Annotated in this window: 14 protein-coding genes; 12 read left to right on the top strand and 2 right to left on the bottom strand. The window is 75.2% G+C overall.

Features of this window, described 5'->3' with window-relative positions:
* The first annotated feature begins 38 nt into the window (after positions 1-38).
* The 7 genes from ACFY9E_RS09035 to ACFY9E_RS09065 all read left to right on the top strand — a co-directional run bounded on the left by ACFY9E_RS09035 (position 39) and on the right by ACFY9E_RS09065 (position 11542).
* A complete protein-coding gene (locus ACFY9E_RS09035) occupies positions 39-1484 on the top strand; it encodes an AMP-binding protein (RefSeq protein WP_390980871.1) in 1446 nt (481 codons plus the stop codon).
* Positions 1477-2817 (top strand): carboxyl transferase domain-containing protein, encoded by a 1341-nt coding sequence (locus ACFY9E_RS09040; protein WP_390980873.1) that lies wholly within the window; start codon positions 1477-1479, stop codon positions 2815-2817. Before ACFY9E_RS09035 ends, ACFY9E_RS09040 begins: the two co-directional genes overlap by 8 nt.
* A gap of 80 nt (positions 2818-2897) precedes the next feature.
* Complete coding sequence (locus tag ACFY9E_RS09045) at positions 2898-3272, top strand: CU044_2847 family protein (protein ID WP_390980875.1); 375 nt, start codon at positions 2898-2900, stop codon at positions 3270-3272.
* Positions 3269-4993 carry a trypsin-like peptidase domain-containing protein gene (locus ACFY9E_RS09050; protein WP_390980877.1) on the top strand — a complete coding sequence of 575 codons (1725 nt, stop codon included), beginning with the start codon at positions 3269-3271 and terminating at the stop codon, positions 4991-4993. The genes ACFY9E_RS09045 and ACFY9E_RS09050 overlap by 4 nt, the downstream gene beginning before the upstream one ends.
* Positions 4994-5057: 64 nt before the next feature.
* Entirely contained in the window at positions 5058-6065 is a 1008-nt protein-coding gene (locus ACFY9E_RS09055; protein WP_390980879.1) for an AAA family ATPase, read from the top strand.
* Complete coding sequence (locus ACFY9E_RS09060) at positions 6055-10335, top strand: SAV_2336 N-terminal domain-related protein (protein ID WP_390980881.1); 4281 nt, start codon at positions 6055-6057, stop codon at positions 10333-10335. Before ACFY9E_RS09055 ends, ACFY9E_RS09060 begins: the two co-directional genes overlap by 11 nt.
* Positions 10336-10504: 169 nt before the next feature.
* On the top strand, positions 10505-11542 hold the full coding sequence (locus tag ACFY9E_RS09065) for a rod shape-determining protein (protein WP_390980883.1): 1038 nt from the start codon (positions 10505-10507) through the stop codon (positions 11540-11542).
* Between the two features lie 14 nt (positions 11543-11556).
* Here the strand turns inward: ACFY9E_RS09065 and ACFY9E_RS09070 are convergent, their stop codons facing one another.
* Positions 11557-12513, bottom strand: coding sequence for an anti-sigma factor RsbA family regulatory protein (locus ACFY9E_RS09070; RefSeq protein ID WP_390980885.1), 957 nt, complete (start codon positions 12511-12513; stop codon positions 11557-11559).
* Positions 12510-12863: an STAS domain-containing protein gene (locus ACFY9E_RS09075; RefSeq protein WP_390980887.1), complete on the bottom strand. Its 354-nt coding sequence runs from the start codon at positions 12861-12863 to the stop codon at positions 12510-12512. Before ACFY9E_RS09075 ends, ACFY9E_RS09070 begins: the two co-directional genes overlap by 4 nt.
* Positions 12864-13051: 188 nt before the next feature.
* On the opposite strand from ACFY9E_RS09075, the gene ACFY9E_RS09080 reads away from it, so the two are divergent.
* From ACFY9E_RS09080 to ACFY9E_RS09100, 5 genes are all read left to right on the top strand, one after another.
* The gene (locus tag ACFY9E_RS09080; protein ID WP_390980889.1) at positions 13052-13750 is read left to right on the top strand and encodes an ANTAR domain-containing protein; all 699 of its coding nucleotides are present in this window, start codon (positions 13052-13054) and stop codon (positions 13748-13750) included.
* Positions 13751-14096: 346 nt separating this feature from the next.
* Positions 14097-14876 (top strand): cytochrome c oxidase assembly protein, encoded by a 780-nt coding sequence (locus ACFY9E_RS09085; protein WP_390980891.1) that lies wholly within the window; start codon positions 14097-14099, stop codon positions 14874-14876.
* Positions 14873-15040 (top strand): hypothetical protein, encoded by a 168-nt coding sequence (locus ACFY9E_RS09090; RefSeq protein ID WP_390980893.1) that lies wholly within the window; start codon positions 14873-14875, stop codon positions 15038-15040. Before ACFY9E_RS09085 ends, ACFY9E_RS09090 begins: the two co-directional genes overlap by 4 nt.
* A 46-nt stretch (positions 15041-15086) precedes the next feature.
* Positions 15087-15329: a DUF6411 family protein gene (locus tag ACFY9E_RS09095; RefSeq protein WP_390980895.1), complete on the top strand. Its 243-nt coding sequence runs from the start codon at positions 15087-15089 to the stop codon at positions 15327-15329.
* A 69-nt stretch (positions 15330-15398) separates the two neighbouring features.
* On the top strand, positions 15399-16364 hold the full coding sequence (locus ACFY9E_RS09100; protein ID WP_390980897.1) for a YhjD/YihY/BrkB family envelope integrity protein: 966 nt from the start codon (positions 15399-15401) through the stop codon (positions 16362-16364).
* The last annotated feature ends 9 nt before the right edge of the window (positions 16365-16373 follow it).

Here is a 16373-nt window from a genome sequence, read left to right on the forward strand (position 1 = left end):
TGAACCGTGACAGGCGAACAGCTAAGGAGATGTGACGCGTGACTTCTCTCTTCCCGGCCCTGACCAGCGGCTCGGCCGACCGGCCCGCCCTGCGGTTCGGTGAGCGCTCCTTGACGTACGGCGAGCTCGCCGCCGCGGCCGGTGCGACGGCGGAACGCATCGGGGAGGCCCGCCGGGTCGCCGTCTGGGCGACGCCCACGATGGAGACGGCCGTCGCGGTCGTCGCCGCGCTGCTGGCCGGTGTGCCCGCCGTGCCGCTCAACCCCAAGTCGGGCGAGAAGGAGCTCGGGCACATCCTGTCCGACAGCGCCCCCGGCCTCGTGCTCACCGCCCCGGACGACCAACTCCCCGCCCCCCTGCGGGACCTCACCCGTGTGGACGTCGACGTGCACGCCCCCGGCACCGCCCCCGAGGACCGTGCGGGAGCGGAGGATCCGGCCCTGATCGTCTACACCTCCGGCACCACGGGCCCGCCCAAGGGTGCCGTCATCCCGCGCCGGGCCGTCGCGAGCACCCTGGACGCGCTGGCCGACGCCTGGCAGTGGACCGGCGACGACGTCCTCGTCCACGGGCTGCCGCTGTTCCATGTGCACGGGCTGGTCCTGGGCGTCCTCGGCCCGCTGCGGCGCGGCGGTTCGGTGCGGCACCTGGGCCGTTTCAGCACCCAGGGCGTCGCCCGGGAGCTGAACGGCGGGGCGACCATGCTGTTCGGCGTGCCGACGATGTACCACCGCATCGCGGAGGCCGTGACGAGCGACCCGGATCTGGTGAAGGCGCTGACCGGGGCGCGGCTGCTGGTCTCCGGTTCCGCCGCGCTGCCCGTGCACGACCACGGCCGGATCGCGACCGCGACCGGGCGCAGGGTGATCGAGCGGTACGGCATGACGGAGACGCTGATGAACACCAGCGTCCGTGCCGACGGCGAGGCCCGCCCGGGCACGGTCGGCGTACCGCTGCCGGGCGTCGAGCTGCGGCTGGTCGAGGAGGACGGCTCGGAGGTCACCGCGTACGACGGGGAGACGGTCGGCGAGATCCAGGTGCGCGGGCCGAACCTGTTCACCGAGTACCTCAACCGCCCCGACGCCACCGCCGCCGCCTTCACCGCCGACGGCTGGTTCCGTACCGGCGACATGGCGGTGCGCGACCCCGACGGCTACGTCCGGATCGTGGGCCGCAAGGCCACCGACCTGATCAAGAGCGGCGGTTACAAGATCGGTGCCGGTGAGATCGAGAACGCGCTCCTGGAACACCCCGGGGTGCGGGAGGCGGCCGTCACGGGCGAGCCGGACGCCGACCTGGGCGAGCGGATCGTGGCGTGGATCGTGCCGGCCGACCCCAAGTCGCCGCCTGGGCTGGAGGAGTTGGCGGGCCATGTGGCGCAGCGGCTCGCCCCGCACAAGCGGCCACGGGTCGTCCACCACCTGGACGCGCTGCCCCGAAACGACATGGGGAAGATCCTGAAGCGGGCGCTGGCCCATGGCTGAGCGCCTCTCCGCCCGCGCGGTCGTCACCGCCCTAGCCGACGACGCCACGTTCGCCGAACTTCCCGTCCCCGCAAGGCCGTCGAGGCCCGACGGCCCGCTCGCCTGGCCGGGCTACGACGACTCCCGCGCGCGGGCCGCCGAACGCACCGGCGAGCAGGAGTCCGTGGTGTGCGGCACCGCCCGCGTCGGCGGTACCCGGGCCGTGTTGATCGCGTTCGAGTTCGGCTTCCTCGGCGGCTCCCTCGGGGAGCGCACCGGGGACCGGCTGGAGGCGGCGTACGCGTACGCCCGTGAGCGCCGCCTCCCGGTGGTGCCGCTGGTGGCGACGGGCGGCAGCCGGATGCAGGAGGGCATGCTCGCGCTGACCCAACTCCAGCGGGTGGCCCGCCAGTCGGCGCTCACCCGGGAGGCCGGTCTCGCGCAGGTCGCGGTCCTGCGCGATCCGACCACCGGGGGCGGGTGGGCCACCCTGGGCGCGGGCGCCGACGTGGTGCTCGCGCTGCCCGGGGCCCAGGTCGGCTTCGCCGGTTCCCGGGTGCGGCCGGCGGACGCGGACCCGGCGGCGTACACGGCCGAGGCGCAGGTCGCGGCGGGCGCGGCGGACGCGGTCGTACGGCCGGAGGAGCTGCGCGAGACGCTGGGCCGGTGGCTGCGGCTGCTGACGTGCCCGTCGGTCACGCCCGCCCCGCCGCCCGAGCCGCTCGGCGAGTCCGGGGTCCTGCCCGTCACGGGCTGGGACGCCGTCCGGCGGGCCCGCTCCTCCCGGCGACCGCGTGCCACGGCCTACTTGGACGCCTACTTCACCGACCGGGTCGCGATCAGCGGCGACCGCTGCGGCGGCACCGACCCGGACGGCGTGCTGTGCGGCTTCGGCACGCACGAGGGCCGTACGGTCGCGTACGCCGCGCAGACCGGGACCGCGACCCGGCCGGCCGGATACCGCACCGCCGCCCGGCTGATCCGTCTCGCGGACCGGCTCGGCATCCCGGTGCTGACCCTGGTGGACACCCCGGGCGCGGCCAACGACGCGGAGGCGGAGCGGCAGGGGGCGGGCGCGGCGATCGCCGACCTGTTCGGCGCGGTCGCGAGCGCCGGCACCCCAGTGACCACGCTGGTGATCGGTGAGGGCGGCTCCGGCGGCGCACTGGCCCTGGCCGCTCCCGGCAACACCTGGGCCACACCCGACAGTTACTTCTCGGTGATCGCCCCGGAGCTCGCGGCGGCCATCCTGAAACGACCGCCGCGCGAGGTGGAGGCGACCGCGGACCAGCTCCGCATCCGTCCGCAGGACCTGGTGGAGCTGGGGGTGATCCGGGGGACCGTCGGTGGGTGAGTTCGGTGAATGCCCTCCGCGTCATCACGTACCTTCCGTCACAATGGTGCTGCCCAGCGCAATCGGACGACGGGGGTGTCGTGGACGGGTTGGTCGAGTTCAGAACCGGTGACGGCGCCGTGGTCGCGGTCGAGGCGGTGGAGGAGCGGTCCGGCTCCCGCCTGGTCTCCCGTGGCGACGGCGCGGTCCGGGCGGCCCACACCTTCGAGGGCGCCCTGGACGGGGTGCGTGCGGCGGCCGAGTCGGCGCTGCGTGTCTTCCGGGACGGCTCCCTGAGGCCCGACGGTGTGGAGATCGAGTTCGGCGTGAAACTGGCCGCCGAGACGGGCGCGTTCATCGCCAAGGGCACCGCCGAGGGCCACTTGGTGGTCAAGCTGACCTGGTCCCCGTCCACCCCGGAAGCGGCGTCCGCGCCGGGAGCCCCGGCCGCCCCGGAGGCCGGCGCCGCCTCATGAACAGCGCCGTGGGCAGCGCACCGGTGAGCGCTCTGAACAGCGCCGAATGGCACGCCCGCATCGAGTTACGGGGCCGGGTGACCGGAGCGGGTTTCCTGGTCACCCCGAACACGGTGCTGACGTGCGCCCATGTCGTGGCCGACGGCGAGGACCTGGCGGTGACCTTCACGGAGCGGCCCGGCACCCCGCCCGTCCCCGCCCGGGTCGTCGCCCACGGCGGCTGGAGCGGCGGCGTCACCGACCCCGGCGACCTGGCCGTGCTGCGACTCGACCGGGAGATGCCGATCGCCCCGGCCGCGCTGGCCCCGGTCGACGCGGCGCACGGCACGACGGCCCGCAAACTCGTCGTCTACGGCTTCCCGGACGGCTTCGACGAGGGCACCCTCGCCGAATACCGCGTCACCGCACCGCAGTTGATCAGACGGGAGTGGCTCCAGCTGGAGGCCTGGCAGCCGGGCGGCCAGCCCCTGGCCCCCGGTTTCAGCGGGGCCGCCGTCACCCTGGCCGACACCGGCGAGGTCGTCGGCATGGTCACCGCCGACTCCGTCAGCCGGGACGTGCGCACCGGCCGGATGATGCCCACCCAGGTCATGGCCCGCTACTGGCCGGATCTGGAGAGCATGGTCCCCACCTCCGACCACACCGGCGCCGACCGGGCCCGGCTGCGCGCCCTGGTCGAGAAGGCGGCCCGCGCCGGCGTCGACTGCGACCCGGTGCGGCTGTACACGGCGGCGGCCGACCCGTTCGATCCCCCGCCGCCCGAGGAGGGGTTCGACTCGCTGTGGTCGGCGGCCCTGTTCGTGCTGTGCGAACTCGACGGGCCGGGCGCCGCACGGACCGTCGCCCGGTTCGCCGACCGGCTCCAGGACCTGCTGCACATCCCGGCCGTGGAGCCGTCGGTGCCCGACTGGTCGCCGATCCTCGTCGAGCTCGGGCACAGCGGAGCGGGCGACGGCCTGGTCCGGGTGGAGGTGTCCGCGTACAGCGGGGGGCGGCGGCACCCGGTGGACTCCGGCACGGTCGAGCGGCACCGGCTGCACGCGTACGTACGGGACGGCATCGAGGCGGCCTTCCGGTATCTGACGCCCGGCGCGGACGAGCTGGTCGCCTTCGCGCTGCCCCGGGACTGGCTGGACTGGCCGGTCGACCGCTGGGAGAGCGCCCCGGACGACGACACCCCGCTCGGCTGCGTGTACCCGCTGGTCGTCACCGACCACACCCGTCGCAAGGCCAGCACCCGGCACGTGCTGACCCGGGCGTGGAAGCGCCTCGACTCCTGGCCGGGCGCGCGGATGCACCGGGTGGAGTGCGGCGGACCGGAGGAGCCCGGGCGGCTGCGGTTGCGGCTGCGGCAGCGCGACGCCTGCCTCGCCGGGTTCGGCACCGCCCCGGCGGCCTCCCGCACCCGGCCCCACTTCGACGTCTCGCTCGCCGCGCCGGCCCCGGTGATCGTGTGGTCGCGCGGCGGCTGCGGCTCCGGGCAGGAGGAGTGCGGGGGGGCGGACGGCTGCACCGGCAAGGCGTTCCTCGACGCGCTCGACGCCCATGTCGCGGCCGTACCGCCCGCCGAACTCCCGCGACAGGTCCTCGCGCTGCGCGAGGAGGCGCACGCGGAGGAGGACCACTGGGCCCGCGGCATCCAGCTGCTCTGGGACGACCCGCGGCTCTTCACCGACCCGCACGCCGTCGCCGCCCTGCACGCGAGGTCGCCGGTGGCCTGACCCACCCGCCCGCCACGCGCCCGAGAGACACCCGCACGAAAACGGAGAGCGGAGACCACTCCCCATGCCGCACTGGTCCGTCTACACCGGCCGCAGCGAGCCGCACGACGGCATCGACGACCTGCCCGACCCGCCGCCCTGGCGTGCCTTCGACGGCGGGCCCGCCCTGCCGCCGCCGCACGACGGCGACGACGCGACGGCCGTCTCCCCCGACCGCGTGCACCGGGCGAAGACGTACGTCGCCACCGAGGAGAGCGTCCGGCTCGTCAACGCCGCGCTGTGCCTGCGCCGGCCGCTGCTCGTCACCGGCCCGCCCGGCACCGGCAAGTCCTCCCTCGCCTACGCGGTGGCGCGCGAGCTGCGGCTCGGCCCGGTGCTGCGCTGGAACATCACCAGCCGCAGCTCGCTGGCCGACGGCCTCTACCAGTACGACCCGCTGTCCCGGCTGTACGCGGCCCGGGAGGGGCGGGACAGGCCCGGGGGTGTCGAGGACCACCTGCGTCTCGGCCCGCTCGGCACGGCCCTGCTCCCCTACGACCGGCCCCGCGCGCTGCTCGTCGACGAGATCGACAAGAGCGACCTCGACCTGCCGAACGATCTGCTGAACGTCCTGGAGGAGGGCCAGTACGAGATCCCGGAACTGGTCCGCGCGGCCCGGCACTCCGGCGACGGCGGGGCCGAGGTCCTCGCCGACGGCACGGACACCCCGGTCACCGTCCGGCGCGGCCGGGTCCGCTGCCGGGCCTTTCCGTTCGTCGTGCTGACCAGCAACGGGGAGCGCGAGTTCCCGCCCGCCTTCCTGCGCCGCTGCGTCCGGCTCAAGCTGCGCCGCCCCGACCGGGACCAGCTCACCCACATCGTCCGGGCCCACCTCGACACGCCGGACGGTGACGCGGACCGCCTGATCACCCGCTTCCTGGAGCGGGCCTCCGGCGGTGAGCTGGCCACCGACCAGCTGCTGAACGCCCTCTACCTCACCGGGGTCGCGGGTCTGGACGCCGAGTCCCGCGACGACCTCGCCGAGCAGCTGATGCCGTACCTCAGCGCGACGGCCGACGGCGATGGCTTCTGAGGCCGGACCCGGGCCGTCCCCGGTCGCCCGGCTGGCGGCGGCCCTGTCGGCGGCGGGTGCCGCGCCGACGCCCCGGGAGATCGCCGAACTGCTCTGGCTGGCGAGCCGGCTGGGGCAGCCGGTCGGAGAGGCCGCGACCGGCCCGGCCCTCGATCCCCGAGGCCCGGCTGCCGAGGGGAGGCCTCCCGCCCCCGGGGAGCGAGCCCCCGCCGCCCCCGTACCGCCGCAGCCCGCCGAGCCCGCTGCCCGGGTCACGGCCGCCCCCGACCGCGTCCCCCTCCGTCTCCCCGCCCCGCGCTCCCAGGATCACCCGCGCCGCCCCGGCGGCGGATCGCCCCTCCTCGCGCCGGCGCCTCCGATGCTCCCCCGCCCGCTCGCACTCCAGCGCGCGCTGCGTCCGCTCCAGCGCAAGGTGCCCTCCCCGCATCTGCGCCTGCTGGACGAGCGGGCGACGGCCGACCGGATCGCGCGGCTCGGCGCCCACCCGGACGTGTGGTTCCCCGTGCTGCGCCCGGCGCCCGACCGCTGGCTGCGCCTGAACCTCGTGCACGACACCGGCCCCACCATGCCGGTCTGGCGCCCCCTGGTGAGCGAACTGCACACCGCCCTGGCCCAGTCGGGCATCTTCCGCACGGTCACCCTGCACCCGGCCACGCCCGACGGCCGGGCCCGTCAGGTCCCCGTCCTCGACGACGGCCGTACGGTCACCCTCGTCGTCAGTGACTGCATGGGCCCGCAGTGGCGTCCCGGCGAGGCGGGCGACCGCTGGTACCGCACCCTGCGGCACTGGGCCCACCGCATGCCGCTCGCCGTGGTCCAGCCGCTGCCCGAACACCTGTGGGCCACCACGGCGTTGCCCGCCGAGCCGGGCCTGCTGACGTCCCCGTCCACCGCGGCCCCCTCGGCGGCACTCGCCTTCACCCCGTACGACGCGTCACCGCCCCCGGAGCGGGCCCTGCCGCTGCCGGTCCTGGAACCGGGCGCCCCCTGGCTCGCCCACTGGGCGGCCCTGCTCTCCGACCCGGGCGGCGCCCGGACACCGGGTGCGGCGGCCTGGCTGCCGCCCGCCCCCGCGCCCCCCGCCGAGCCCACCCCCGACATCACCGCCTCCTCCCCCGAGGACCTGGTCCTGCGCTTTCGCGCGACCGCGTCCCCGGAGGCCTTCCGTCTCGCCGGACACCTCGCGCTGGCGGTCCCCTCGGTCCCGGTGATGCGCCTGGTCCAGCGCACCCTGGAGCGCGACCCGCGCCCCCAGCACCTGGCCGAGGTGATCCTCAGCGGCATGCTCACCGCCGCCCCCGGCCCACCCGGCTCCTACGCGTTCCGGCCCGGCGTACGGGAGTTGCTGCTGCGCTCCCTGCCCCGCACGGCCCGTGGCCGGACACGGGAGTTCCTCGCACAGGTCGGGGGCCTCATCGACGAGCGTGCGGGGCTCGCGGCCGGGGCGTTCCGGGCCGAGACGGACGATGGGCCGGGCGAGGCGGGCACGGCGTTCGCGACGGTCAGCCGGGAGACCGTGCGGCGTCTGGGCGGGGAGGAACTGTTCGCCGGGCGGTACCGGCTGGGGGCGCGGCACGGATGGGACGGGCGGGTGTCCAAGGCACTGGACGTCCGCACGGACCGGCAGGTGATCGTGCGCCGCTACCGCGGCCGTCCCGCCGAGCACGACCGCTTCCTGGAGCAGGCGGGTGTGCTGGCCGGAGTGGACGATCCGCATGTCGTGCGGGTGCTCGACTTCGGTGTGGAGGACGACGAGCCGTACCTGGTGACGGAGTTCATGGACGGACTGACCGTGTCCGAGGTGCTGCCGGGCCTCTCCTTCCGGGTGTTCGCCACCCTCGTGAGCCAGGGCACGGCCGGGCTCCGGGCCCTGCACGCGCACGGTCTGGTCCGGGGCGAGCGCGGGCCCGCGGGTCTGCTGCTGCGGCCCGACGGCACCCTGCTGTTGAGCCGGTTCGCCCTGGGCGAGGAGTCGTCGGGCAAGGACGCCGAGTCGGACCTCGCCGAGTTCCGGTGGCTGCTCAAGCAGGTGGCACCGGGCGCGCGCATCCCGGACGAGCACCAGGAGCTGCTCCACCTGATCGACCGGCACCGGCTGCCCGAGGCCGCCGATTACGCGGCCCGCCTTCACGCCGGAGCCCCGTGGCCGCCGGCGCGCTCCTTCAGCCTGCTCGGCCCGCTGCGCATCAGCGACGGCACGCGGGACATCGAGCCGCCCTCGCCGACGGCCCGGGCCCTGCTGTGCATGCTGCTCCTCCGCCACGGACGGCGCCTCACCCACGACGAGCTGGCCAGGGGCCTGTGGGAGGAGCCCCTGCCGCAGAACGAGGCCGCCGCCCGCCTCGCCCGCCTGGCGGCGGAGGTCCGCGAGGTGCTGCCCCCCGACCGCCTCGTCTCCTTCTCGCGCTCGTACGCCCTGCACGCGCCCGACCTGTACGTCGACGTGCTGCACTGCGAGCGACTCCTCGCCGACGGCACCGGCGACACCCGGCGCGCCCTCGGCCTCTGGTACGGCGAGCCCCTCGACGGCGTCCCGGGCCCGGCCGCCGCGGCCGCCCGGGAACGGCTGCGCACCCTCAGGGCGGACCTGCTGTCCCGGCCCGGGATCTCCGCCCCCACGATCCTCTTCGAGGCCGACGAGCTCACCGGCCGCCCCGAGGCCCGCATCACCCTCGAGTACGCGGTGCACGAGATGCTCTCCCGCGGCGCGCTCGCCCCCCACCGGTTCGACGTACGCGTCCGCGGCAACGGCTACGAGGTCCTCACCGCACCCGGCACCTACCTCCTCCCCGTCCTGGTCGCCGTCCTGCGCGGCCTGCCCGGCGTCCTCACCGGGCTCGTGGACCCGCCGCCCCTGACCGTCACGTTCTGGGACCGGCCCACCCCGCCGCCCGGACCGCCGCCCGTGCCCGCCGGCATCCAGGTCGTCGTCTCCCCGGCCGTCTACGAGCAGTTCGCCGCCAGCTCGGCCGCCCAGGGCCCCCAGCGCTTCCAGCCGCTCTTCCAGGACGGCGCCACCGACACCCCGCCCGTCGCCTGGCACTGCCCCCTGTCCCCCGAAACGGCGCCGGAGCCCGAGGCGCGCGACCTGGTGCGGGGCCCCTTCATCACACGCGACCTGCGCCTGCTGGGCGTACCGGCTCCGGGCCGCACGGCCGTCGTCCACACCCGGCCCGACGGCCCGCTGACCCTCCTCGACCCCGCCCGGCCGCACGACGACCGGCCGCCGCGGCTCGTGACCTACTACGAGGTGGACCTCACCCCGCGCCAGGCCCACCACCGCGTCTCCCTGCCCAGTTCCGGCAAGGGCGCCTTCACCGCCGCGGTCGAACTGTCCTGGCACGTGGAGGATCCGGTCGCCTTCGTGCGGGCCGAGGTCGGCCGGGTGTCCGAGCCGCTGCTCGGCCATCTGCTGGAGGAGGCGACCCGGATCACCCGCCGTCATCCGCTGCGCCGGGCCGGTGCCGCCCAGCGCGCGGTCAACGCCGGGCTGCGCCGCTGGCCGGTGCCCGGACTGTCGGTGACGGCGTCGGTGCAGCTCGGCCCGGAGGGCGCCGCCGTGCCCGGACCGCAGGCAGCCGCGCCCGCGCAGCGCCCGCTGCCCCAGCTCCTCGGCGAGGCCGAGACGGTCCTGCTCGGCTTCGACGGCCCGATGGCCCGGCTGTTCTCGGCGACCACCGCACGCGAGGCCGTACGCGATCTGCTCACCCTCGTCGACGAGCACCGTGACCCGGGGCACGCCCTGCCCGGCGCGGTGCGGGAGACGTTCGCCCATCCTCTGGACCTGCTCCGGGCGTTCGCGCGCGACCCGCTCGGGCCGCTGCTGCGGGAGCGTCTCGACGCACTCGAACTCCAGGCGGTGCCGCACGCGCCGGCGACACACAACTCCGCGCCCCTGGTCCGCGCCCTGCACGCCTCCGGCCGCCGCGTCTGTGTCATCACGGACGTCTGCGCCGAGGCCGTGCCCCGCTACCTGCGGCCCTACGGCGCGCTCCCCCTGGCCGGCGTCCACGGGCGGGCCGAGGACCTGGGGCTCCTCACCCCGCACCCGGACTGCATGCTGCGCGCCCTCGACTCCTGTGACGGGTCCGCCGCCACCGGCCTGGTCATCGGTTCCACGATCGCCGAACTCGCGGCCGCCCAGCGGGCCGGGCTGCGCTTCATCGGCCTCGCCCGGAACACCACCACCGACCGGCAGCTGCGCGAGGCCGGCTGCGAGACCACGGTGCCGTCCCTCGCGCCCCTGCTGGAGGCCGCGCACTCCCTGTGACCGGAGGTCGATACCCCCGTTCGGCGGCGCCCCGCCCGGCCCCCTAAGAAAGGCGGCCGAGCCCGCTCCCGCGCACGATGCGAAGGAGGCCCGCCGCCCGGCGGACCCACGCCCGCGAGGCCCGCCACCTGGCGGCCCCCCACGGTCTGTGCTCTCGGGAGGACCTGCCATGACCGCCAGTCTGGAGCAGTTGCGCCGCTGCCACTTCGCCGTCGACCTGGGGGCGGCCCGCACCCGCGTCTACGTCAAGGGCGCGGGTCTCGTCGTCGACCAGCCGTCCGCCGCCGCCGTGAACACCCGCACCGGCGCGCTGATCGCGGTCGGCGAACTCGCGGAGAAGATGACGGGCCGCACCCCCGACTACATCCGGGTGGTCCGGCCGGTGTCCGGAGGCACCGTCGTCGACATCGAGATGGCGCAGCGCATGCTGCGGCACCTGCTGGGCGACAAGATGCGCCGCGCGCTGCGCCGCAAGCCGATCCTGCGGGCCGCGGCCTGCACCCCGCACGACGCCGACCCGCTGGCCCAGCGTGCGGCGATCGAGACACTCGTCGGCATGGGCGCCCGCCGGGTGGAACTGGTCGACACCCTCATCGCCGCGGCCGTCGGCTGCGGACTGCCCGTGGAGCAGCCCGAGGCGACCATGATCATGGTGTGCGGGGCGGCGGCCACGCAGGTGGCCGTGCTGTCGCTCGGCGCGATCGTCACCGCCGAACGCATCCCGGTGGGCGGCGAGGCCGTCGACCAGGCGATCGTGCAGCACCTGCGTCACGAGCACGAGCTGATGCTGCCGAGCCAGTCGGTCCGGCCGCTGCAACTCGCCCTGTCCGGCAACGGCCTCACCCCGCAGGGCCCGGCTTCCACGGAGATCCACGGCCGGGACGTCGCCACGGGACTGGCCCGCTCCGTCCAGGTCGACACCGCGGCCGTCCGGGACGCCATCCAGACACCGCTCACGGCGATCCTCGACGGCATCGGCAAGGTGCTGCGGGCCTGCCCGCCCGACCTGGTCGCCGACCTCGCCGACCGGGGGATCATGATGGTCGGCGGCAGCGCCCTGCTGCCGGGCCTGGATCAGATGCTGCGGCAGGCGACCGGCATGCCGGTGCACATCGCCGAGCGCCCGGACGTGTGCGCCGTGCAGGGGCTCGGCGCGATGCTGGAGGGCAGGATCGCGCCGCTGGCCCTGGACCCGCTGGGCTCCTGAGCGTCAGCCGCCGGTCAGCGGGCGAACCAGCAGCGCACGGTCGTCCCGCTGTCGCTCCGGTGCACCCGCACCAGGTCGGCGATCAGATTGACCAGCAGCATCCCGCGCCCGCCGCGCTGGTCGCGGGGCACGGGCCGGCGGCCGGCCAGGATGTCCGCGAGCCGCCCCTCGTCGCGGACCTCGCACACCACGTACCCCTCCTCGGCCCACAGCCGCAGCACGCCCGAACCGCCGCCGTGCACCACGCTGTTGGTGGTGAGCTCGGCCGCGGCGAGGGCCAGGTCCTCGCGCTTCACGCCGACGAGGCCGAGCCGCGCCCCCTCCCCGACGGCCACGTGCCGGGCCTGGGAGAGCGAGTCTGAGTCGAAGGCGAACGTCAGCGCCTCCTGCACGGGCTCCAGCGGCTCGTTGTAGCGGCTGACGACGTCCCCGGGGGCGTACGCGTCGCTTTCCTGGGCGACGTCGGAGCCCGGGTGGATGACGGTGGGGTGGGTGGCGTAGGCGTCGGCGACGAAGTGCTCGGGCAGCCGGGCGATGTCGTACGGGCACAGGATGGTCGCCGTGCGGCCCCGGAAGGCGGCGTTGATGAGCGCCTCGTGCTGGGCGCAGGCCGGGTATTCGGTGTCGGAGCGCCCCGCCCAGACGGGCTCGCCGATGATCCGCACCCGGCGGCCGGTGGGCTGGGCATCGGCGAAGGCGCGCAGCACGCCGGGGATGATCCGCCCGGGGTTGCGTCCCGCCTCGCGCATGTCCAGGAGCCGCACGGACTCGGCGGCGTCCCCGAGCGCGTCCCTGATCAGGGTGAGGTTCTTGCCGGGCACGGCGACGGCGACCGGCTCGCCCGCCTCCAGGCCGGCGTACACGAAGGGCAGGGTGCCGTCGAGGTACTCCTGCTCGTCCCGGTAGAAGAGCGCGGGGTGGACGAAGGGGTCGAGGGGCCCGAAGGGCTCGGTCACCGCGGTGGTCGTCACGTCGACACCTCGATCCCTGCCTGGTCGGGCCACAGCAGGTCGAGCGTGCGCCGCAGCGCCGCCGGCGGCCGGCGCACCACGAACCTCCGGCCGTCACGGAGCTGCCCGGCGGCGGCCGCGAGCGCACCGGCGCCCGCGACGTCGACGAACGTCACTTCGGACAGCTCCAAGTAATACACGTCCTCATCCTCGCGAACAGCCTGCTCGAGTACGCCTTCCCAGATCGCACGCGTCGTCAGGCCGATCTCACCGGCTGCCCTGACGCCCTGCTGCCCGGCCAGCGGAAACACCGCCAAGCCCGGCACAGGTCCGCGCGGGCCGGTCGCCGACACCTGCTGCCGAGTGTTCAAGCCCCTCTCCCCACGCTTCTTCCGGACCACAGCGCTCGTACCCGTACGGTACAAGCTCATTCCCCCGAGACGTGTGTAGTACGCCGTACTGCGGGCAGGCGCAGGTCACACCGACGTCCACGGGGGCGAGTGACGTCGTGCAGTCCGGCGAGACGAACACGACCGACGAGGACCGACAAGGCGGTGACATGACCTCAGCGGCATCACCACGACTCACAGGAGGGCTGGACACCCTGGTCATCTGTGGCCGCGTCGACGCGGACCGCGCCGAGCTCACCCCGCGGGGCGAGCTCGTCCACGGCTGCGCGGACATCCTGGACAGAACCCTGGCCGACCTGCCGGCCACCGTCACCCGGGTCGAGCTGGACATGGGGGGCGTGCACTTCATGGACACGGCCGGCCTGCAGTTCCTGGACGTGCTGGCCGACCACGGCCGGCAGTGGTTGCGGACGGTGACGGCGACGAACTGGAACGGCCAGCCGCGCCGGATCCTGGAGCTGGCGGGTCTGGACACGACCGACCCGCTGACCGGCCTGGACGCCACCGGCCCGGTCGTCGCATCGGCGCCGGCCGCCCCGGCCTCCTCGGCGGTCGCCCTGGAACGCGCGGAGTGCCTGCACGAGCTCCAGGAGGAGGTCGAGCAGCTCCGCCAGGCCATCGCCTCGCGTCCGGTCATCGACCAGGCCCGGGGCATTCTCATGGCCACCCACGGCTGTACGTCCGACGAGGCGTGGCACATCCTGCGGGAGGCGTCGCAGCTGTCGAACACGAAGCTGCGGGATGTCGCCGCGGCGGTGACGGCGAGTGCGGAAGCGGACGGCCCGCCGCCGTCGGCCGAGCTGCGCACGGCGTTGCAGAGGGCTGTCGCGAGGCGCCGCGAGGCCTGAGGGGCCGGAGGCGCCCGGTTTCGCGCCCGGAGGCCCCGGGTACCCGGCGGCCCGCTCCGGCCCGCCTCCGCCGAGGAGAACCCCATGGGCTTCGACCCCCGTGTCCGTGACCAGGGACGGGTGAGGTGCCACCGTTCCCCGGCCGGTGAGCCGGCGGCCGGCCGGCCGGGGTACCGGGCCCGTTCCTCCACACCGGCCCGCCCCGCGAACGCGATCCGCCGCGCCCGCGCCGGATCCACTGCGGGGTCGACCCCCGGCCGCACGGCGGGACGCGGAACGTGACCGCCGTCCTGTTCCCGCCGGCCGGCCTGCTCCCCGGGCGCCGCGCCCGGCAGGGGAGGGCACGGTGACGACCCCGGCTCCCCTGCCCGTGCTCGTCCTCGTGGCCTGTCTGCTCTACACGGCCTGCGCCGCCCGGCTGCGGCGCCGCGGGGACCGCTGGCCGGTGCGCCGCGACGCCGGGTTCTGGCTGGGCGGGGTGCTGCTCGTGGCCGCGTTCGCCGTGCCGTGGGGGGTGTGGCTGCCGCCGTTCACCGCCCACACGGCCGCCCATCTGACGGCCGGCATGGCGGCTCCGCTGCCGATCGTCCTGGCCCGGCCCGTCACGCTGGCCCTGCGCACCCTCCCGCCGCCCGGCCGCCGCGCCCTGGTCTCGCTGTCCCGCTCACGCCTCGTCACGGCGCTCGTCTTCCCACCCGTCGCCGCGGCCCTGGACATCGGCGGCCTGTGGCTCCTCCACCGGGCCCCGCTCCCGCCCGCCGTCCACCACAACCCCCTGGTGTACCTCCACCTCTTCGCCACCGGCACGCTCTTCACCTTCGCGCTCCTCGCCGTGGACCCGATCCGTCACCGGCCCGGCCAGCTCGTGCGGGGCGGCACCCTCCTGGCCGCCTCCGCGGCCCACGCGATCCTCGCGAAGAGCCTGTGGGCCACGGGCCCGTCCGGCACCACCCACGCCCCCGCCGACCTGCACGTCGCCTCGCAGCTCATGTACTACGGCGGTGACGCGGTGGAGCTCGTCCTGGCCGTGCTGCTGGCCGGCCAGTGGTACCGCGCGCGGGGCCGGTGCTCCCGGCCCCACCGGGGTACCCGGCAGCCGGCAACCGCACAAGGAGGAACACGATGAGCGACCACACCCCCTCCCAGGCCGAAGGCGACCGCGACGACGAGCGGGACACGACTCCGCGTCCCACCCCGTCCCAGGCGGAGGGCGACCGCGACGAGGCGGGCGCCGAGGGCGAAGACGACGAGGCGGACGGCACCGGCGCCCAGCGGGCCACATGGAGGTGACGCGACGGGGCACCCGTATCTTCCCACCACTCAAGGGAGTTGCTTCGTGGTCATCGCCGTCGTCATCGCCGGATGCGTGCTCCTGGCCGTCCTGGCCTTCCTCGTCCCCCGTCTCTCGCGCCACCCCGAACGCGGCACCCAGCGTTCTCTCGGCGCCGGCGCCCGCGCCGGCGGCAAGGCTCCCGGTGTCCTGGGCAGGCTCTTCAGCAAGCCCTTCCACACGAGTTCCCGCGCCGTGAGCCGCAGCGGCTCGGCCGGGCGCCGCACGCGCGGTCGCATGCCCTTCTGACCCACCACGCCGCCGGATCACCCGGCATGCTGGTCCCGTACACAGGGCAGGCAGAAGGGGACCTTCTCGATGGGTACCGCTGTGCATGTCCCGCAGACGCGGGACATGATCGGGGAGGAACTCTCCGGAGACGAGGCGTTCACCGCGCTGCGGCGCTACGGCGGCCGCCGGCTGCTCATCGACGCGTTCACCCGGTTCCGTTACGCGGACGGATTCAGCAACTCGCGCTCCCTCGCCTTCCAGGTGGTCCTCGGCATGGTGCCGTTCACCATCGCCCTGGTCGGCGTGGCCACCACCGTGCACACGGAGAGCGTGGGACGGATCATCGAACTCACGCTCGGCGAGATCGTCCCGGGCGCCAGCGCGAAGCTGATCGAGGACGCTTTCGGCAGCACGGAGCGCAGTGCCGGTTCCGGTGTCTGGGGCGCGGTCGCCATGTGGCTGGGCCTGGGTTTCGCCGTCCTCAACCTGGCCTCGGCGATGGCCCAGGTCGAGCGTGGCGCCAACCGCATCTACGGCATCGAGCGGGACCGTCCCTTCCTGTTCAAGTACGGCCGGTCCCTGCTGCTCGCCCTCGCCGCGGGCATGCCGATGGTCCTGGGGTTCCTGGTGCTCGTGGCCGGTGACGCCGTCGGCAGCGCGGTGGTGCGGGCGCTCGGCTGGTCCCGCACCTGGCTCGACTGGTGGGGCGCTCTCGACGTGCCGCTGGGCGTGGTGCTCGCCTGGGTCGCCTCGTCGGTGATCTTCCGCTGGGCGCCGCGCCGGGACCAACCGGGCTACACCTGGCTGGCGTTCGGCTCGGCCGTCCATCTGGTGCTGTGGATCACGGCCACCTGGCTGCTGGCGCTCTATGTCGCCAAGAGCGGGTCCTTCGGCGCCGTGTACGGGCCGCTGACGGCCTTCGTCGCCCTGCTGCTGTGGGCCAACCTGACGGGTGTGGCCCTGTTCCTCGGCATCGCGTTCGCCGCTCAGCTGGAGGCGGCCCGGGCCGGCATCACCGAGGCGGTGCGGCCGGACCCCGGGCCGGGGCCGTGACGTTCCCGG

It is taken from the genome of Streptomyces sp. NPDC012466, assembly GCF_042955215.1.
Taxonomy (GTDB): domain Bacteria; phylum Actinomycetota; class Actinomycetes; order Streptomycetales; family Streptomycetaceae; genus Streptomyces.